Here is a 19578-nt window from a genome sequence, read left to right as displayed (position 1 = left end):
TCAAACCTCCGTAAGCACGACACTGGTGGAGCGTGGCAGCGCGGCGATGTCCGTCTTGCCGGCGAAAATCAGGTCGATTCCTCTGGGAAACTGTCTGTTGTTGCTGATCACCTGGTCCCAGAACACCGGCGGGATCGGGTTCACGGCAAGCGCGGTGGTGTCCCGGATGCCCGGACCGCTCAGCGTCACCTTCTGCGAGGTATCGAATTCCTGTCCGCTCAAGATGACCGTGGTCGATTCATCGGGATACTCCGCCGAGCCCTGGTTGAAGCTTGCAAGCGGGATCAGCTGTTTCGGGTCGCCGACAAGCGCAAATGCGGCATCAACGGGTTCGCCGACAATCGGTGCGCCGGTGTGAAACCGCAGGAACGCCTTGACGGGTTCGGACGACATCAGTGCCCGGTCGAGCCAGACCGGCGTGTCGTAGTCGAACAGCGTCAGGGCGATTGCCGCAGCGGTGGGCGTCAGCGGCTCAGGCGGCGCGAGCGTGCCGGTTTTCAGCGTCTGGCGTGTTCCCGGACGTGCCATCGCGTTCATGATCGCGCGAAAGCAGGCTTGCGCGTCATGCACCGGATCCGTAAAGCCGGCTGCAAGCGGCGCTTGCCTGTCATTCGGGCCGGATGTTGCGGTTGCCGATTCCATCAGTTGTCTCCCCGCACCATGGTGAAGAAATTGACCTTCGTCGCCTCGGTTTCTTCCCGGACGGTTTCGCGGTTATCGGCCTGCGCTGCGGCAAGCGGCGCGATGACGCTGGTCTCGATGTGCTCCTTTGCCTCGGTGCGTTGCCACAGGGCGTCGATGACGGCGGACTGAAGGGCCTTTTCCTTGTTGCGTCCGAGGCTGTAGGCGCTGCCGGTCTCCCCGGTTTCCAGCCTGACGACGCAACGTGTCACCGTGACTTCACCCAGGTTGAAGGGGCTGCCGGTGCCGCCCATGCGGCCGCGCACCATGACCAGGCCGGTTTCCGGCTGGCGGACCAGTTCATAGTCGGGGGCGTCGATGGTCCGGTACCGTTCGGCGACGGCTTCCGGTGATGCAGCGGCAAGCGTTGCGATGATTTTCCGGCGGGCGGCGTGTCCGCTCTCGTCCGGGTTCAAAGGTGTGGCTTCGGTCATGATGCGCGCCTTCAGGTTGGCGGTCACGGGAGGAACTGTCGAAAACAGCTTCTGTCTACCGATTATTTGTCTATTTGTCTATACAAATAATCCAGTTGACTCTTTGGTACCGAAATTTGATGACGTGCACATGACGAAAACAACCTCACTCGACCGCAGTGCCGGGATCGCCGTCTGGCGCCAGATCATGGAGACGCTGAAGGCTGAAATCATCAGCGGGGCTTTCGAGGAAGGCAGCAAGCTGCCGCCCGAATCCAGTCTGGCCACGCGCTTCGGCGTCAACCGCCACACGGTCCGCCGGGCGATCGCCGCGCTGACGTCGGAAGGCATCCTGCGCGCGGACCAGGGCAGGGGAACATTCGTCGCTTCGGCGCCGCTCAGCTACCCGATCGGTCCGAGAACGCGGTTTTCAGAGATCGTTTCCGGCCAGGACCGTTCGCCGAGCGGCCGGCTGATCGGCTCCGCGCTGGAGGAGGCCGATGCGCTTCTTGCCAACCAGCTCGACGTGCCGCTCGGCACGATGCTGATCCGGCTGGAAACGCTGCGCGTTGCAGACGGCGTTCCGATGATCGTGGGCACAAGCTGGTTCGTGCAGGCGACCGTGCCGAATTTCGTGGCCGATTATGCCGAGAGCGGATCGATCACCGAGGCGCTCAGGCAGGCGGGGATCGAAGACTACCGGCGCAAGGAAAGCCGGATCACTTCTGAACTGGTGGAAGCCAGGGATGCGCAACAGCTCGGCATATCCCTCGGACAACCGGTGCTGGTCGTTGAAAGCATCAATCTCGACACGTCCGGCAAGCCAATCCAGTATACCCGCGCCCGCGCCGCTGCCGATAGGATCCAGCTCGTGGTAAACGGCGAGGTTTGAGGAACGCTGCGCGCGGTTCAGACAGTCTCGGCTCGTGAAAACTGAGCAAGCTGCTGCCGGGCAGCTTCGAGATAGGTCGCGCTGAGAGGAAGCTCCCTGCCGTCCTTGAGCCGAACCCGGTATCCCCGGTCCCGTTTTTCAATTGTCTCGAAAAAGTCCAATGCGACCCAGTGCGACCGGTGCACACGCGCGCCCGGACAGCCTTCCAGCAGATCGATGGCATCGCCAAGACGCATCAGGATCAGGGCCCTGCCGCTCGTCAGGGTGACCTCTGCATAGTGATCCTGCATGGAGATCGAGACGATCGCTCCGCCCCGTACCTCCTCTGGCAGCCTCGACATGAGCGGGATCGTGTCACCCGGAGACCGGTGGATCTCGCCGGACAACGCTGTATCCGGTGCCAACGATGCAGACAGCTGTTGCGTTGGTGCGTCCTTGCCGCCTCGGTTTCCGAACAGTTTCGGCCAGAGCACGAATTCGGTCAGTAGAAGCAGCGCCGAGAAAACCGTCACCTGGACGTAAAGGAGCGGAAAGGGGGTCGTGATCTCCAGCTTGTTCCCGACCGTTCCATAAAGAACCGATATGTAGCCAGCTGCCGGCAAGGCAGCCAGGACCACCCCGAAGAGAAAGCGCGGCTGGGAGGACAGGAACTTCAGAAACCGGCTGTGGTAACTGACATGCACGATCGGAACGACGATCAGCGCGCATCCGAGAATGTCCAGGCTCCAGAACACGGTGCGCTGCCAAAGGCTCATCGTTTCGTAGGTTCCGAACGGACCGACGCCAATTGCCAGAAACGTTATGCCGAAATAGAGAAAGAGCTTTCTCTCGGGATCAAAAACAACATCAATTTCACGCATCGCGAATTAGACTTTACGAATTAAATCACTGTTTTTCAACGGTTTCGCGCAGGTGGCATTTCACTTGTGCGGGCTTTCTGCATTAGTCACCGGCGCATACTGCAATGGGGAAATGATTATGCGCGGTGCTTCAAAAATCAACCGTCCGGTCGAAAAATGAACGCCGCGGCCAGCACGCGAAAAGGGGGCTGCTGCAGCGCCCGTACAGTTTTTCAGGTCAGTCCAGGTGATTTCCTTCAAATCCGATTTTCAACTCAATGTGAGGATCAATATGAAAACACAGATTTTAGCCGCGTTGCTGGCGCTTTCGATTCCAACGGTGGCGTCCGCCGCCACGATGACGCTCGGCACGATCGATGATGGCTCCGTGAGGACGTTTGGCGGGGCCGTGGTCGATACCGTCGACACGTCGGTGTCCGTCGCTCAGTCGGGCGGCAACATCACCAACGGTATCTTCGAATTCAATCTTGCCGCCATCGACGACACTGCAACGATCAATTCGGTCTCGTTTCAATGGACCAATTCCCGGTTCGTGTCGAATACGGGCGCCCTGGCCGCCGTCGACCTGTTCGCCTATCTCGGAGACGGGACGGTCTCGATCGCGGACTATGATGCTGCCGGGGACCAGGTTGCCGACACAAGCGTTGCGAAAGGCGGATCGGGCGGGGATGTCACGACCATCGCGTTTACCGACGTCAGCATGGTCACGGCCGCACTTCTCGGCGATCTGCTGAGTGTCAGGTTCGAAACGGACAGTTTCGCGTCCTTCCGCGTTGCTTCTCTTGAAAACACCACCTGGGATGCGGCGCGCCTGGTGGTCGACTACACGGCCGCTCCGGTGACCGCAGTTCCGCTTCCGGCCAGCGGTCTGCTCCTGTTGGGTGCACTTGGCGGCGTTGCCGGCCTTCGCCGCCGCAAAAGGGCCTGATCCCGATCCCAGGCCGATGCACCCGGCGCCCGTTCTTCCCACAAGGAACGGGCGCATTCCTGTTCAGAACGACAGCGGCGCGTTGTCCGTGACTTCCTTCATGACGAAGAATGTCCGCGTCTGGCGGACACCGGGCAGGGCGATCAGCTTCTCACCATGCAGCCTATTGAAATCCGCCATGTCCTTGACGCGGATCTTCAGGAAATAGTCAAAGTCGCCGGCGACCAGATGGCAGTCGAGAACGAAACTCAGTTTGCGAACTGCGTCCTCGAACTCGGCGAAACTCTGCGGCGTGGACCGGTCAAGCACGACGCCGACAATCACCAGCGCGGCGCGATCCACCTGGTCCGGGTTGACCATGGCGCGCACCGAACTGATCACACCTTCATCGAACAGTCTCTGCGTGCGCCGGTGGCAGGTCGCAGCGCTGACATTCACCCGTTCGGCAAGCTCGGCGTTGGAGAGCCGCCCTTCGCTCTGCAAAAACTTGAGAATTTTCCTGTCGGTCCTGTCGATCAAAATTTCACCGGAAGAATCTTTCATTTGTAACCCTGCTAATGAAGGGAAATTTGCCTTTCTGTTTCTCTATAACAGGTAACGAATAGTTTTTTGACGAAATTCGAGAGCACCTTTCTACCGATCTCTGTCAGCCTCTGGAGATCTGAAATCGCAAGGTGCCTGCCATGAATCTTGAAAAATTCGAACGCTATCCCCTGACCTTCGGGCCGACGCCCATCGAGCATTTGCCGCGCCTTTCCGACGCGCTCGGAGGCAAGGTTCAGATCTATGCGAAACGGGAAGACTGCAATTCCGGGCTTGCCTTCGGCGGCAACAAGCTGCGCAAGCTGGAATATATCGTTCCGGACGCGATCGCATCCGGGGCCGACACGCTGGTCTCGATCGGCGGTGTGCAATCAAACCACACGCGCATGGTCGCCGCGACGGCCGCGAAACTCGGCATGAAATGCGTTGTCGTCCAGGAGAAGTGGGTGCCCCATTACGATGCGGTCTACGATCGTGTCGGCAACATTCTCCTGACGCGGCTCATGGGGGCCGATTCCAGGCTCGTCGAGGACGGCTTCGACATCGGCATCCGCAAAAGCTGGGAAGACGCCATGACGTCGGTGCGGGACGCCGGTGGGACGCCCTACGGCATTCCCGCAGGGGCCTCCGTGCACAAATATGGCGGCCTCGGTTATGTCGGGTTTGCCGAAGAGGTCAAAGCACAGGAGGCCGACCTGGGGTTCAGCTTCGACTATATCATCGTGTGCGTGGTCACGGGCTCCACGCAAGCGGGCATGGTCGTGGGCTTCGCGGCGCAGGACCGCGCCGAGAGGGTGATCGGCATCGATGCCTCCGGCACGCTTGAGCAGACGCGCGCACAGGTGCGCCAGATCGTCGACCATACGGCGGATATCGTCGAACTGGGCAGGCGGGTCTCGGACGAGGAGATCGTCATCAATCCCGACTATGCCTACCCGGCCTACGGTGTGCCTTCAGAGGAAACCAACGACGCGATCCGGCTGGCGGCCAAGACGGAGGCGATGATCACGGACCCGGTTTACGAGGGCAAATCGATGCAGGGCATGATCGACCTTGTCAGGAAGGGAAAAATCGAGGACGGCGCGAAAGTCCTTTACGCCCATCTTGGCGGCGCACCGGCGCTCAACGGCTACAGCTACTACTACAAGGATGGCTGAAAAAGCAGTGTCCGGCCGATCCTGGCCGGACACTGCAATCAAGGGTAATGCTCCGGGCGGCAGGTTGGTTTGCCGGCGCCCGGGATCATTGGCTCAGAGTTTCGCCCGTTCCGCTCTCAGTGCCAGGTACAGGCAGTAGCACATGACCAGCACGACGAGCGTGAACGGAATTCCGGTGGAGACCGCCGCTCCCTGCAGGGCGGACAGACCGCCGCCGAGCAGCAGCGCAATCGCGACCAGACCTTCGAGTGTGCACCAGAAGACGCGCTGGATGACAGGTGCATCCATCTTGCCGCCGGCCGTGATCGTGTCGATCACCAGCGAGCCGGAATCGGACGATGTCACAAAGAAGATCACGATCAGCAGAAGCGAGATCGGCGCGACGATCTGGTAGAGCGGCAGCTCCTTCAGGAAGCCGAAAAGGGCGCCTTCCGGCTTGTAGGCGTCGATGACGGTTGCCCGGATGCCTTCCGCGCCGCCGGCATTCAGCATGTCGATGGCTGCGCCGCCGAATGTGGACATCCACAAGGCGCAGACGGCTGTCGGTGCGATGAGGGCACAGATCACGAATTCACGCACCGTGCGGCCCCTGGAAATGCGGGCGATGAACATGCCGACAAACGGCGACCACGCGATCCACCACGCCCAGTAGAAGGTCGTCCAGCCGTGGAAGAAACTGGTGTCCTCTCGCCCGAACGGGTTCGATAGCGCCGGTAACAGCATGATGTAGTCGGTCATCACCGAGAAGTAGCGCGTCGCGGCGACACCGATACCCGTTGCAATGATCACGAACAGGAACAGGCCGACGGCCATGATCATGTTGATTTCCGACAGCCGCTTCACGCCGGCGTCCATGCCGAGCAGAACCGAGCCGAGAGCAATGGCGGTGATGCCGATGATCAGCAGAACCACCACAGTTGGTGTCGGTTCCACGCCGAAGACCTCGTAAAGACCGGCGGCGACCTGTTGTGCGCCGAGGCCGAGCGATGTGGTCAGGCCGAACAGGGTCGCGAAAACGGCAAGCGTATCGATGGCATGGCCCCACCAGCCCCAGACGCGTTCACCGAGGATGGGATAAAACGCGGACCGGAGGGTGAGCGGCAGGCCGAGATTGTAGGCGAAGATTGCCAGCGACAGTCCGACCGCGGCATAGACGGCCCAGCCTTCGAGACCCCAATGGTGGATCGTGCCGACAATGCCGATATATTCGTTGCCCGGCTCGTTTATGTCGATCCCGAGCGGGCTCGCACCGCCGCTCTCGGCGAAATTGTAGTAGACCGGCTCAAGTACGCCGAAGAACAGCAGGCCGATGCCGATCCCTGCCGCGAACATCATCGCGATCCAGCCGGCATAGGAATAGTCGGGTTTCGCGTCCTTGCCGCCGATCCGAACGGATCCGACCGGCAGGACGATCAACACCAGACAGAAGAGCGTGATCGCATTGACCGACAGGACCAGGAACCAGTCGAATGTGCTGGTGAGCCACGGCCGCAACCAGCCGAAGAACGAAGCAGCGGCTTCCTGGTTCGCAAGGGCGATCAGGACGAAGGCGGCGATCAGGATGCTTGAAATCAAGAACACCGGGTTGTGCAGATCCAGACCGAAGGGGCGGATGTTGTCCTGCCCGAGTTCGTACTCCGTTTCGAAGTCCCAGACCCGGGGATCCGGATCCAGCATCTTCTTGGTTTCTGGTGTGTCAGACATGTCCCCTCCTCGTGACGTTCTGTTCCCCATCCCGCAAGCGTTGCATATCAGCGAGGCGGGAGTCCAATGATTGTGCGAAAAAATGTCGCAGTGAATTTGCTGCATGCGTCACCGGTTATTCCGGTCCCGACAGATGAGCTTCCCTCGGGTGTGCCTCGTTTCAGTCACATGCCGCGTCGGCCTACATGGAGGAAAACTGCTTGCGCGACGCCCGGGGTACGGGCACTTTCCAGCCCGCATCGAGGTCGTCTCATCCAGAAAGGCGTTTTTTCATGACCAAGCGAGTTCTCGTGTCTGCCGGGGCTGCCGGGATCGGACGTGTGATCGCCGAACGCTTTTTGAGCGAAGGCGCGCAGGTCGCCATCTGCGATGCCGACGCGGATGCCGTCTTATCTTTTTCCGAGCAGCACCCGAATGCTTTTGCAGTAGTCGCCGACGTGACCTCGGAAAGCGAGATGGTGGATTTCCTTGCCGAGCTAGAGACCCGGTGGGGCGGTGCGGATGTCGTTTGTGCGAATGCGGGCACCGGTGGCCCGGCGGGTGCGATCGAAACGCTTGATTACGGGGATTGGCAAAGCTGTGTCGCGACGAACGTGCATGGCGCGTTTTTGACCTGCCGCTGGGCGGCGCGGGTGATGAAGGCGCAGGGATCGGGCCTGATTACCTTGACGTCCTCGACCGCGGGCATCATGGGCTATCCTATGCGGTCTCCCTACGCGGCCGCCAAATGGGCGATCGTCGGCCTGACGAAAACGCTCGCGATGGAACTCGGTCCGCACGGCATTCGCGTCAACGCCATATGCCCCGGCGCCGTCGAGGGGCCGCGCATGGACCGGGTTGTCGCCAGCGAGGCGGCCGCCAGAGGTTTGAGCGAGGAAGAGGTGCGGGCGCTTTACGTCGACGGCGTCTCGATGAAGACCTGGGTCACGGCGGAGGACGTCACCAACATGATTTCCTTCCTGGCTTCCGACGCGGGCCGGAAGATCTCCGGACAGATCCTCGCCATTGACGGCCACACGGAAACCCTCGCTCCTTAGGGGCAAGACTTATTCATAACCTCCTGAGACATATTCATTTTCTTGGAAAAGACTGTACCGGCGCTACATTTTGATTGACGTATGTCAGTTTGGCGCGCCAGATTGACGGTCCCTCGGGAGAGAAGCGAAGTGAAGCCGACAGTCCACGATATAGCGCGCGAAGCCGGTGTCAGTCTTTCGACCGTCGACCGGGTCTTGAACGGCCGGGCGGACGTGCGGCCGAAGAACGCCGAACGTGTCAAGGATGCGGTTCGAAAGCTCGGCTATGTGCGGGATACGAATGCCGCGAACCTGGCCAGGAAGCGGCGCTACAAGTTCATGTTCGTCCTGCCGGAAGGTCCAAACCATTTCGTCGACACGGTCGCGGATGCGGTGCGCGAGGCGGCGGCGGCCCAGGTGACCGACCGGGCCGATGTCGAGATCGTCTATGTCAACGCGGCGGACCCGCACGCGGTGGTCAAGCGCCTGAAATCCCTGGATCTGGGGACGCTCGACGGGGTCGCGCTGATGGTGCCGGAAACGCCGCAGGTGCGCGACGCGATTGCGCATATCAAGAGTGCGGGCGCCTATGTCGTTGCTTTTGTTTCCGATTTGCCGAACTCAAGGTGTGACCACTTTATCGGAATCGACAATTTCTCCGCAGGCCAGACGGCCGGTGCGCTGCTTGGAAGGTTCCTGCGCAGGGAAACCGGATGCATCCTGGTGACGAGCAACTCCATGGTGGCGCGTGACAGTATCGAGCGCCGCTACGGCCTGGATGAAGTGCTTTCGCGCGACTTTCCGAAGCTCAAGGCCCTGCCGACCATCGAGTTTCACGACGACCCGCAACGCATTCGCGATACGCTGGCCCGCGCTACGGCAACCCATGCCGATCTGAAAGCCGTCTACTCCATGGGGTCGGGCAACGCCATCATGCTGGAGGCTTTGCGGGAATCGGCCGCCGGTCTCGATCTCGTGGTCGTCGCGCATGACCTGACGCCAGTGACACGCCAGGCGCTGGTGGATGGCGAAGTCGATGCCGTGATCGCGCAGAATGTCGGCCATCTCGCGCGCAGCGCATTGCGCGTCTTGCGGGCAAAATGCGATGATGCGGGCATCTACGAAGCCCAGGAGCAGATCCGCATCGAGATCGTCATGCGGGAAAATCTCTACTGAGCGGACGTTCTTCCGCACGCGGATAGATCCCCGAAAGTTCAATAAATTTAGCAAGTTATGTGCTGCCGTTTGCGCATTGTCCGTTTCGCTTGCGAAAAAAGAAAGACGTATGTCAGTTTTGATGTTGACTTGACATACGTATGTCAAATAGGCTTGCCGGGCACTTGGAGGAGTGCCTCTGTCCGGCAGGTGCCGGGGTGCGATCATTTCGGGAGGAAATCAGCGATGAAAACTGCGAAACTTCTCGCGGCGACCGCTTTTGTGGCGGCCAGCGGGCTCAGCGTGTCTCAGGCGCAGGCAGACGAACTGACGCTGTGTTGGGCCGCATGGGATCCGGCCAATGCGCTTGTTGAACTTTCCAAGGAATTCGAGGCCCAGTCCGGGCACACCATGAAGTTTGAATTTGTTCCCTGGCCGAACTTTGCAGACCGCATGCTCAACGAGCTGAACTCGGGCGGCAAGCTCTGCGATCTTCTGATCGGTGACAGCCAGTGGATCGGCGGCGGTGCCGAAAACGGCCACTACGTCAAACTGAACGACTTCTTCGACAAGGAAGGCATCTCCATGGACGACTTCGCTCCGGCGACCGTCTATGCCTATTCGACCTGGCCGAAGGGGACACCGAACTATTACGCGCTGCCCGCGATGGGCGATGCGAACGGCTGGTTCTACCGCAAGGACTGGTTCGCAATGCCGGAGATCCAGGAGGCCTTCAAGGCCGAGCACGGACGCGATCTGGCTCCGCCGAAAACACAGATGGAACTGCTGGAAGTCGCCAAGTTCTTCCAGGGCCGCGAAATTGACGGCCAGAAGCGCTACGGCGCCGCGATCTTCACCGAGCGCGGATCGGAAGGCATCACCATGGGCGCGACCAGCGCCATGTATCCGTTCGGCTTCAAATATGAAATGACGCCGGGCAAATACGACATGGAAGGCGCGGTGAACTCGGCCGATGCCGTCGCGGGTCTGGAGTTCTACAAGGAGCTCTACAAGACATCGACACCGCCGGGCTACACCGACAGCTACATGGAACAGTCGCTTGATGCGTTCAAGTCCGGCCAAGTGGCCATGGCCATGAACTGGTTCGCCTTCTTCCCGGGTCTCTACGCCGATCCGGATACCGGCGGTGACAAGATCGGCTTCTTTGTCAATCCGGGACAGCTGAAGGAAGCGTCCACGCTCGGCGGGCAGGGCATTTCCGTTGTCGCCTATTCCGACAAGCAGGATGCAGCCCTTGAATACATCAAGTGGTTCGCCCAGCCCTCCGTTCAGAAGAAGTGGTGGGATCTCGGCGGCTATTCGTGTCACGTCAGCGTGCTGAACGATCCGAATTTTGCCGACAGCGCCCCGTTCGCAGCGGACTTCCTGCTCGCCATGGACGGCGTCATGGATTTCTGGCAGGAGCCTGCCTATGCAGAGCTGTTGCTGGCGATGCAAAAGCGCCTTCATGACTATGTCGTGGCCGATCAGGGAACGGCAAAAGAGGCACTGGACAAGCTGATCGAGGACTGGACGGAAGTCTTCGAGGACGAAGGCAAGCTCTGAGGGCTTTCGAAATACGGGCGGACAAGCAGCGCGCTTGCCCGCCCGACCCCGAAACGCCGGCGGGCGGCTGATCCACCGCCAGGGCGGGATGTTCTCCCGCCGGTTTTTCCGGACCACCTTTCCAAACGGGCCACAGATGTCAGACACCCCTATCGACCGCGTAGCGAAAGCGACGCCGCCCTCGGTTGCGGCCAAAATTCGGGGCTTGAGCGATCGCGCAATAGCCTGGCTTTTCGTCCTGCCGACGATCTTCCTGCTCCTGGCGGTGAACATTTTCCCGCTGATCTGGACGATCAACCTGAGCTTCACCAACTTTCGCGCCAACCGGCCGAACCGGGAAGTCGACTATATCGGGCTTCGCAACTACGAACGCATTCTGACGGATGAAGACATCTGGCTGACGATGCAGGCGACGGCGCATTTCCTGTTCTGGACCATTCTTCTGCAGGTGCTCATCGGGTTCACGCTGGCCTGGCTCATCAACCGGAAATTCAAGGGCAACGATCTCTGGACGACGCTGATCGTTCTGCCGATGATGTTGTCGCCGGCCGTCGTGGGTAACTTCTGGACATTTCTCTACCAGCCGCAGATCGGTCTCTTCAATTATGGGATCTCCTTCCTGACAGGTATCGACCCGTCGTCCTTCCAGATGATCGGCGACGTCAAGCTTGCCCCCTGGTCCATCGTCATCGTCGACACGTGGATGTGGACACCCTTCGTCATGTTGATATGTCTCGCCGGGCTCAGGTCGATCCCTGACTATATCTACGAGGCGGCGGAGATCGACCGGGCCAGCCAATGGCGGCAGTTCTGGACGATCACGGTGCCAATGGTGCTGCCGTTCCTGATGCTGGCGGTCCTGTTCAGAGGGATCGAGAACTTCAAGATGTTCGATCTCGTCGTGCAGCTGACGGGCGGCGGGCCCGGATCGGTGACCGAACTCACCTCAATCAACCTGAAGCGCGAAGCCTTCGAGAAGTGGCGCACCGGATACGCGTCCGCCTACGCGATCATCCTGTTCGTGACGGTGTTCGGTCTCGCGTCGATCTATGTGAAAGCCCTGAACAAGGTGAAGGAAAGATGAGCAGCTATTCCATTACCGAACCTTCGCGGCTGCAAAAGTGGCTGGCCGGTACCCTGGTCGTCTTCTACGCGGTCATCACGCTGCTGCCGCTCGTGTGGATCCTGACCACCGGGTTCAAGTCGCCCGTCGATGCCATCGCCTATCCGCCCAAGGTCTTCTTCGAACCCTCGCTGGAAGGGTACGTGAACCTCTTCACGACCCGGACGCGCGTGTCTCCGGAAGCGCTGCAGGCGCTGCCGCCGCCGGCAACCTGGTACGAGGAGATCGTGCGCAACCGCGACATGGTGATCGCCGGCCCGTCCCGCTATGGCGAACGCTTCCTGAACTCGGTGATCATCGGCTTCGGATCGACCTTCCTGTCCGTTTTCCTGGGGACGCTCGCGGCCTACGCGTTCTCGCGCTTCAAGGTGCCTTTGAAGGACGATCTTCTGTTCTTCATCTTGTCGACCAGGATGATGCCGCCGATCGCGGTCGCCATTCCCATCTTCCTGATGTTCCGCACGCTCGGCCTGTCAGACACGCATCTGGGCATGATCCTGCTCTATACGGCGGTCAACATCTCGCTCGCGGTCTGGCTGCTCAAGGGGTTCATGGACGAAATCCCGCGCGAATATGAGGAAGCCGCGCTGATCGACGGATACACGCGGTTCCAGGCCTTCTACAAGGTGGTGCTGCCTCAGGCGGCCACCGGGATCGCGTCGACGGCCATCTTCTGCCTGATCTTTTCCTGGAACGAATATGCGTTCGCGGTCCTTCTGACCTCGGGCACCGCACAAACGGCACCGCCCTTCATCCCGACCATCATCGGCGTCGGCGGCCAGGACTGGCCGGCGGTGGCTGCCGGCGCGACCCTGTTCCTCGTCCCGGTCATGGTGTTCACAATCCTGCTGCGCAAACACCTGCTTCGCGGCATCACGTTCGGAGCGGTGCGCAAATGAGCCAGTTCGTACAAGGTCTTATGCGGTTGCGGCGTGGTCCCTGGGAGATGCTCGCCTCGGTCCTGATCGCCATCGGCGTCGTCATGCTGATGCAGCCGGTCGTGCTGTGGGCTTACACCTACTCCTTCATCGTCACACTGACCGGCACGGTGATGTTCATCATCGTCAGTCACTTTCCGGACTAGAATTATGGCTGAAATCGTAATCAAGAACCTCAGGAAGGAATTCGGCGACTTCACCGCCGTGCAGTCCTCTTCCTTCAAGATCGAGGACGGCGAGTTCTTCATGCTGCTGGGCCCGTCCGGATGCGGCAAGACCACGACGCTGCGCATGATTGCCGGCCTGGAACTGCCGACCTCGGGTGAAATCTACATCGACAAGGAAGAGGTTGGCCAGAAGCCTGCCCGCCAGCGCGACATCGCCTTCGTCTTCCAGATGTTCGCGCTCTACCCGCACATGAACGTGCGCCGGAACATCAGCTATCCGCTGGTCAGCCAGGGCATGTCCAAGAAGCATGTCACGGAAAAGGTGGCCGAAGTGTCCCGCATTCTCGGTATCGAGGATATTCTCGACCGGCCCGTGAGCGGCCTGTCGGGAGGAGACCGGCAACGCGTGGCGCTCGGCCGCGCGATCGTGCGCGAGCCCAAGGCGTTCATGATGGATGAACCGCTGGGTGCGCTTGACGCAGAATTCCGCGAGCATATGGCGGAGGAACTGCGCGCACTTCATGACCGCATGGGCGCCACGACGGTCTATGTCACCCACGACCAGCTGGAAGCAATGCAGATGGGCGACAAGATCGTCGTCATGAACCACGGCGTTATCGAACAGTTCGGTACCCCGCAGGATATCTACGACAAACCGGCGACAATGTTCGTGGCCGATTTCATCGGATCGCCATCCATGAATTTCCTGCGGTTTCACGGCGAGGTTCATGCGGGTTCCTCGAGCGTCCGGATGCACCATGTGGATCTTGCGGTTCCGACCGTGCGCGAACCCTTCGAGGGCGACCTGGTCTACGGGATCAGGCCGGAGCATATCGCGCTCAATGACGACGGCGGCAACCGGGGCGAGGTGGTCGCTGCCGAGTATCTGGGAACGACCCAGATCGTGACCGTGAAAACCGTGGGCGGCGACCTGAAGGCGAGGATCCCCTCGGATCAGCCCGCCAGACCCGGAGAGACCGTCGGCCTTGCGTTCAACGGGACGACAGCGACGCTTTTCGACAATCAGAGCGGACGCGCCCTCAGGTCCGATCTCAACGAGGGAGTGCTTGCCCATGTCTGAAGTGCGGCTTTCCAACCTCTCGAAAACCTTTGGCGACACGGTCGCCGTCTCCGACGTGAGCATGACCGTTCCCAATGGTGCGTTCGTGACGCTCCTGGGTCCGACCGGGGCCGGAAAAACCACGATCCTGCGCCTGATCTCCGGGCTGGAGGAGCCGGACGCTGGAGACGTTTCGATCGGAGGCAGATCCGTGGTCGAGGACACGCCGGCGCAGCGCAATGTCGCCATGGTGTTTCAGCAGTATTCGCTCTACCCGCATATGAGCGTCCGGGAGAATCTGGCCTTCCCGCTGCGCTCGCCGCTTCTGAAGACACCGGCCGACGAGATCGAGCGCAAGGTGGCGGAAGTCGCCGAGGTTCTCCGGATCTCGCACAAGCTGAACAACAAGGCGACGGCGCTCTCGGGCGGTGAAATGCAGCGCGTTTCCATCGGCCGCGCCCTTGTCCGGGACCCGACCATCTACCTGATGGACGAACCGCTCAGTTCGCTGGATGCCAAGCTGCGCTCGGACCTCAGGATCGAGCTGAAGCGTATTCAGGAAAGTCTCGGCGCGACGCTGCTTTACGTCACCCACGACCAGATCGAGGCGATGACCATGTCGACCCATATCGGCGTTCTGGATCAGGGCAAGCTGGTGCAGTTCGGGACACCGCGCGAGATTTACGAGAACCCGGTCAATCTCTATGTCGCCGGCCGGCTCGGGCAGCCCCGCATCAACGTGCTGCCGGCGGACATGTTCGCAGGCGCCCCGGCCGGGGCCGCGCAAATCGGGCTCAGACCCGAACACATACAACAAGGAGAGGGCAAGGGTTCGACGGTGAAGCGCGTCGAACACCTTGGGGACCAGATCCGGCTGCATCTCAAGCTTGATGGGCATGACGTCGTCACGCTCGCCGATGCGCATGCGGATCTGGAACCGGGCGACACCGTCGCCATTCAGCCCCGCAATCCGCTTTTCTTTGACGCCGGCGGCGTCCGCATCACCTGAGGAGAGGGAACATGAAGCAGTTCATCAACTCAAAGGAAGCACTGGTCACGGAAGCCATTGACGGTGCTTTGCGTACGGCAGGCGGCCGATTGGCACGTCTCGACGGTTATCCGCATATCAAGGTGGTGGTGCGAACGGACTGGGACAAGTCGAAGGTGGCGCTTGTGTCCGGTGGCGGATCCGGCCACGAACCCAGTCACGCCGGTTTCGTCGGCCAGGGGATGCTGACAGCCGCGGTGTGCGGTGAGGTTTTTGCCTCGCCGTCTGTTGATGCGGTCCTGGCGGGCATCCTGGCGGTTACCGGAAAGGCCGGCTGTCTCGTCATTGTCAAGAACTACACGGGCGACCGCCTGAATTTCGGCCTGGCGGTCGAGCGGGCGCGGGCCTTCGGCCTGAAAGTCAACATGGTGATCGTCGATGACGACGTTGCGCTGCCCGATCTGCCCCAGGCAAGAGGGGTTGCCGGAACGCTCTTCGTTCACAAGATCGCGGGCGCGCTCGCCGACCAGGGGGCGGATCTCGCCACGGTGACGGAAGCCGCCGAGCAGGTCATTGCCGGTGCGGTTTCCATCGGCATGTCGCTGGATACCTGCACGATCCCCGGGTCTCCCAAGGAGGACCGGATCGGCCCCGGCATGGCGGAACTCGGCCTCGGCATCCATGGGGAAGCGGGGATCGAACAGGTTGCCTTCTCCAACGCAAAATCGGCCATGGCCATGGTGGTCGACCGGCTCGAACCGGCGCTGGCGCCCGGTCCGCATGTCGCGCTTTTGAACAATCTCGGCGGGACGACACCGCTCGAAATGTCCGTCCTCGCCGAGGAACTGACGCATTCGCGCATCGGCGGACAGATCCGCTGGCTTGTCGGGCCGGCAGCGATGATGACCTCGCTCGACATGCACGGTTTCTCGGTTTCGCTGCTGCCAGTCAGTAAGACGGAAGAAGCGCTTCTGCAGGCACCGGTTGCGCCGTGGGTCTGGCCGGGTTGTCTCGCGCTCGGTCCGGTGTCCATATTGCCGCTTCCCGATGGGCTGTCACCTATCCAGCCGTTGCCGTCGAAGAATGACGACACGCGGCGGTTCATCGAAAAATGCTGCAACATCCTGATCGCGGCGGAAGACGACCTCAACGCGCTTGATGCCAAATCGGGCGACGGCGACACCGGAAGCACGCTGGCGACCGCCGCACGCGCGCTTCTGACGGCGCTCGACCGGATGCCGCTGGCCGATCTGACCCAGCTGTACCGTGCAATCGGGGTCGAACTCAGCCAGACGATGGGCGGGTCGTCCGGAGTTTTGCTGGCGATCTTCTTCGCGGCTGCGGGCGATGCGTCTTCAAGCGGGAGCGATTCCATTGGCGCGCTGAAGGCAGGCCTTGACCGGGTGATGCAGGTCGGCGGCGCCAAACCCGGCGACCGGACGATGATCGACGCGATGATGCCTGCGCTCAATGCCCTGGAAAACGGGATCGATGCGGCGGCGCGCGAAGCGCGCCAGGGGGCAGACGCCACGTCCCGGATCACCCGCGCGCGGGCGGGCAGGGCGAGTTATGTCTCGGAGGCTGCGCTTTCAGGCCACAACGATCCGGGCGCGGAAGCGGTTGCCCGGCTTCTGGAGCAGCTTGCGGCAGAACCGGCCCTGACCGCCTGACGCGAACCGATTTGAAGATCGCCCGGACGCTCTAGGGTCCATACCCCTAGCCGGGCGGTCCTGCGGTGATGGTGTCGGCTGGGGCAGCGGATCTTGCTGAAACTTCTGCCCAGGCGTTCAGGATCAGATCGGCGACCGGGCCAGCGTCGGCCGGCATCGTCGCGTCGCAGATCACCGAAATCCGCATCACCCAGTCGTCCCGCCAGCGGGCACCGCCAACGAAGATCGAGCCCTGGTCGCGAAGCCTTGCGATGACGGCTTCCGTCAGGGCCTTTCGTTGCAAGGCGGTGTCTTCGGCGCGCCCGAAACTGACAATCACCTGATTGAGGACAACGTCATTGACGACACGAACGCCATCTGCGCCGCGCAGGCGTTCGGCGATCTTGCCGGCAATCGCGCAATGCCGGCCAACAAGCTCTTCAACGCCCTGTCTTCCGAGGAATTTGAGCATGGCCCAGGTCGGCAGCCCGCGGGCACGGCGCGACAGTTCCGGGACAAGAAAAGACGGGATGCGGTCCTGTTCACCCACCGTCGGCAGGTAGCTGGCGTCAATGCTCATCGCTCTTTCCAGACTGTCGCGATCGCGGACAATGGCATAACCTGAATCAAAGGGGGTCTGCAGCCACTTGTGCCCGTCGACCGCCCAGGAATCCGCCCGCTCGACACCGTTGGTGAGAGGGCGGTAGTCCGGGTGAGCGCGCGCCCAGAGCCCGAAAGCGCCATCCACGTGTATCCAGGCGTTGTGCTGTTTCGCGATCTCCAGGATGTCCTGAAAGGGATCGAAGGCACCGGTGTTGATCTGGCCGGCCTGGGCAATCACGATGGTTGGCCCATCCTGCCCTGACAGTTGTGCCGCCAGATCCGATGCCATCATCCGGCCTTCGCCGTCGGAGCTGACCCGCTTCACCCGGTTCCGTCCCAGGCCAAGATAGCCGAGAGCCGAAAAGACCGACGTGTGCGCATCGTCGCCGACGTAAACGGTGATCGGGGGCGCTCCGAAAAGCCCGTCCCCATCCGCATCCCAGCCAGCCCGGCGCAAGACAGCGCCGCGCGCCGCGGCAAGTGCCGTGAAGTTGCCGACGGTCGCGCCGGTGACGAAACCGACCGCTGCCTCTTCGGGCAGATGCAGAACATCGAGCAGCCAGCCCGCGGCAATCTCTTCCACCGCCGCAGCCGTCGGTGAAGACGTGTGAAAGGCCGCGTTCTGGCCCCAGGCACCGGCGAGCCAGTCGGCCGCCACGCCGACCGGCGAGGAGCCGCCCAGAACCCACCCGAAAAAACCGGGATGGGTCATCTGGGTCAGCCCCTGTTCGCCGCGGTCCACCAGTTCGTTCACGACGTCGGCCCCGTTGCTGCCGGTTTCCGGCAGGGGCTCGGAAAAGACGCCCAGCATCTCCCGGTAGTTTCGCTTCGGTGCACAAGGTTTCTCCCTCAGACCGCGCCGATAGGCCGTTGCATGGGCCTGTGCGGTCCGGAGAACGTCGACTTGATCCGTTGCCTCAACCCAGGTGGTAGCCGGGAGTGGACTTGGAGATAGAGACTTCCTCATCTGTCATGTCCTCCGGAATATCCTCGAACAGCGGCGTGGAGAGATAGCGTTCCCCCGTGTCGGGAAGCATGCACAGGATCGTCGAACCGGGGTCGGCCTTTTGGGCGACCTCGATCGCGATGGCGAAGGATGCACCGCCCGAAATTCCGGTCAGGATGCCTTCCTGGGACGCGAGTTTCTTGGCCCATTCCACGCCGGCCATGCCCGGCACGGGCCGCAGGTCGTCATAGTAGTGGTTGTCGACGGATTCCTGCAGGACGGCCGGAATGAAATCGGGAGTCCAGCCCTGGATCGGGTGCGGCTCAAAGGCAGGGTGGCTTGCGGCGGGCGAGCCGTTGTCGGTCCGTTCCTGGACGTGGCCGCTGCCAAGCAGCTGCGCATTGGCGGGCTCTGACAGGATGATCTTCGTGTCGGGGCGTTCGACCCTGAGCACGCGGCCAACCCCGGTCACCGTTCCGCCCGTGCCGTAACCGGTCACGAAGTAATCCAGCCGCTGGCCCTCGAAATCCGCCATGATTTCCCGGGCAGTGGTTGCCGCATGGATTTCCGCGTTCGCCTCGGTTTCGAACTGGCGCGCCAGCAGCCAGCCGTGCGCCTCCGCCAGTTCAACTGCCTTGCGGTACATGCCGAAGCCTTTTTCCGCACGCGGCGTCAGGACAACCTTGGCACCGAGCATGCGCATGAGACGGCGGCGCTCGATGGAGAAGCTGTCGGCCATGGTGACGACAAGCGGGTACCCCTTCTGCGCGCACACCATGGCGAGCCCGATCCCCGTGTTGCCGCTGGTCGCTTCGACGACGGTCTGACCGGGCTTGAGCTTGCCGCTTCGTTCGGCGGCCTCGATGATGTTCACGGCCAGGCGATCCTTGACGGAGCCGGCCGGATTCGCCGCTTCAAACTTGACGAAGAGGTTTATGCCGTCCGGGGCAAGGTTGTTGATGCGCACGGACGGTGTGTTGCCGATCGTGTCGAGAATACTGTCATAGGTGTGGCCAACGCCTGATGTCGTTCTGAGTGTTCCGCCGGTCATACTCTTTCCTTGCGTTAAAACGGGTTGCAACAAAGCGCCGCCGGTGTCTGGCACGGCATGCGATCTGCTTACGCTGAGGAAAGTGACACGGCTTTTCAACCAAGTCTTGAGCGAAGTTTGAGGAAACCATGAGGATTT

The 19578-nt window shown here is 61.3% G+C and carries 19 protein-coding genes; 12 read left to right on the top strand and 7 right to left on the bottom strand.

Annotated elements, in window-relative coordinates; genetic code table 11:
* A complete protein-coding gene (gene phnH, locus ACO07N_RS06450; protein ID WP_421980233.1) occupies window positions 1-642 on the bottom strand; it encodes a phosphonate C-P lyase system protein PhnH in 642 nt (213 codons plus the stop codon).
* A complete protein-coding gene (phnG, locus tag ACO07N_RS06445) occupies window positions 642-1115 on the bottom strand; it encodes a phosphonate C-P lyase system protein PhnG (protein WP_421980232.1) in 474 nt (157 codons plus the stop codon). Before phnG ends, phnH begins: the two co-directional genes overlap by 1 nt.
* Window positions 1116-1245: 130 nt before the next feature.
* On the opposite strand from phnG, the gene phnF reads away from it, so the two are divergent.
* Window positions 1246-1986, top strand: a complete 741-nt coding sequence (gene phnF, locus ACO07N_RS06440) for a phosphonate metabolism transcriptional regulator PhnF (protein ID WP_421980231.1) — start codon at window positions 1246-1248, stop codon at window positions 1984-1986.
* 17 nt (window positions 1987-2003) lie between these two features.
* On the opposite strand, the gene ACO07N_RS06435 is transcribed toward phnF, so the two are convergent.
* A complete protein-coding gene (locus ACO07N_RS06435) occupies window positions 2004-2846 on the bottom strand; it encodes a LytTR family DNA-binding domain-containing protein (protein ID WP_421980230.1) in 843 nt (280 codons plus the stop codon).
* 271 nt (window positions 2847-3117) lie between these two features.
* On the opposite strand from ACO07N_RS06435, the gene ACO07N_RS06430 reads away from it, so the two are divergent.
* A complete protein-coding gene (locus ACO07N_RS06430) occupies window positions 3118-3774 on the top strand; it encodes a VPLPA-CTERM sorting domain-containing protein (protein ID WP_421980229.1) in 657 nt (218 codons plus the stop codon).
* Between the two features lie 63 nt (window positions 3775-3837).
* Here the strand turns inward: ACO07N_RS06430 and ACO07N_RS06425 are convergent, their stop codons facing one another.
* Window positions 3838-4317: an Lrp/AsnC family transcriptional regulator gene (locus ACO07N_RS06425; protein ID WP_421980228.1), complete on the bottom strand. Its 480-nt coding sequence runs from the start codon at window positions 4315-4317 to the stop codon at window positions 3838-3840.
* Window positions 4318-4457: 140 nt separating this feature from the next.
* On the opposite strand from ACO07N_RS06425, the gene ACO07N_RS06420 reads away from it, so the two are divergent.
* On the top strand, window positions 4458-5474 hold the full coding sequence (locus tag ACO07N_RS06420) for a 1-aminocyclopropane-1-carboxylate deaminase (protein ID WP_421980227.1): 1017 nt from the start codon (window positions 4458-4460) through the stop codon (window positions 5472-5474).
* A 93-nt stretch (window positions 5475-5567) separates the two neighbouring features.
* Here ACO07N_RS06420 and ACO07N_RS06415 read toward each other — a convergent pair whose 3' ends face one another.
* Entirely contained in the window at window positions 5568-7178 is a 1611-nt protein-coding gene (locus ACO07N_RS06415) for a BCCT family transporter (RefSeq protein ID WP_421980226.1), read from the bottom strand.
* 272 nt (window positions 7179-7450) lie between these two features.
* Here ACO07N_RS06415 and ACO07N_RS06410 point away from each other — a divergent pair, with 272 nt between their 5' ends.
* The 9 genes from ACO07N_RS06410 (at window position 7451) to ACO07N_RS06370 (ending at window position 16861) form a co-directional block, all read left to right on the top strand.
* Window positions 7451-8215: an SDR family oxidoreductase gene (locus tag ACO07N_RS06410; RefSeq protein ID WP_421980225.1), complete on the top strand. Its 765-nt coding sequence runs from the start codon at window positions 7451-7453 to the stop codon at window positions 8213-8215.
* A gap of 129 nt (window positions 8216-8344) precedes the next feature.
* The gene (locus ACO07N_RS06405) at window positions 8345-9370 is read left to right on the top strand and encodes a LacI family DNA-binding transcriptional regulator (protein WP_421980224.1); all 1026 of its coding nucleotides are present in this window, start codon (window positions 8345-8347) and stop codon (window positions 9368-9370) included.
* Between the two features lie 225 nt (window positions 9371-9595).
* Window positions 9596-10915 (top strand): ABC transporter substrate-binding protein, encoded by a 1320-nt coding sequence (locus ACO07N_RS06400; protein ID WP_421980223.1) that lies wholly within the window; start codon window positions 9596-9598, stop codon window positions 10913-10915.
* 136 nt (window positions 10916-11051) lie between these two features.
* Entirely contained in the window at window positions 11052-11999 is a 948-nt protein-coding gene (locus ACO07N_RS06395; protein ID WP_306142098.1) for a carbohydrate ABC transporter permease, read from the top strand.
* The gene (locus ACO07N_RS06390; protein WP_306142097.1) at window positions 11996-12937 is read left to right on the top strand and encodes a carbohydrate ABC transporter permease; all 942 of its coding nucleotides are present in this window, start codon (window positions 11996-11998) and stop codon (window positions 12935-12937) included. The genes ACO07N_RS06395 and ACO07N_RS06390 overlap by 4 nt, the downstream gene beginning before the upstream one ends.
* A complete protein-coding gene (locus ACO07N_RS06385; RefSeq protein WP_421980222.1) occupies window positions 12934-13122 on the top strand; it encodes a hypothetical protein in 189 nt (62 codons plus the stop codon). Before ACO07N_RS06390 ends, ACO07N_RS06385 begins: the two co-directional genes overlap by 4 nt.
* Before the next feature lie 4 nt (window positions 13123-13126).
* Window positions 13127-14224: an ABC transporter ATP-binding protein gene (locus ACO07N_RS06380; RefSeq protein ID WP_421980221.1), complete on the top strand. Its 1098-nt coding sequence runs from the start codon at window positions 13127-13129 to the stop codon at window positions 14222-14224.
* Window positions 14217-15212 carry an ABC transporter ATP-binding protein gene (locus ACO07N_RS06375; protein WP_421980220.1) on the top strand — a complete coding sequence of 332 codons (996 nt, stop codon included), beginning with the start codon at window positions 14217-14219 and terminating at the stop codon, window positions 15210-15212. Before ACO07N_RS06380 ends, ACO07N_RS06375 begins: the two co-directional genes overlap by 8 nt.
* Window positions 15213-15223: 11 nt before the next feature.
* On the top strand, window positions 15224-16861 hold the full coding sequence (locus tag ACO07N_RS06370; RefSeq protein WP_421980219.1) for a dihydroxyacetone kinase subunit DhaK: 1638 nt from the start codon (window positions 15224-15226) through the stop codon (window positions 16859-16861).
* Between the two features lie 46 nt (window positions 16862-16907).
* On the opposite strand, the gene ACO07N_RS06365 is transcribed toward ACO07N_RS06370, so the two are convergent.
* Window positions 16908-18410, bottom strand: a complete 1503-nt coding sequence (locus ACO07N_RS06365; protein WP_421980218.1) for a pyridoxal phosphate-dependent decarboxylase family protein — start codon at window positions 18408-18410, stop codon at window positions 16908-16910.
* Window positions 18361-19440, bottom strand: coding sequence for a PLP-dependent cysteine synthase family protein (locus tag ACO07N_RS06360; protein WP_421980217.1), 1080 nt, complete (start codon window positions 19438-19440; stop codon window positions 18361-18363). Before ACO07N_RS06360 ends, ACO07N_RS06365 begins: the two co-directional genes overlap by 50 nt.
* Between the last annotated feature and the right edge of the window lie 138 nt (window positions 19441-19578).

Origin of the sequence: Roseibium sp., assembly GCF_965229775.1 — a bacterium.
GTDB lineage: Bacteria > Pseudomonadota > Alphaproteobacteria > Rhizobiales > Stappiaceae > Roseibium.
The sequence above is the reverse complement of the archived record's forward strand: the minus strand, read 5'-3'. Positions and strand labels throughout refer to the sequence as shown.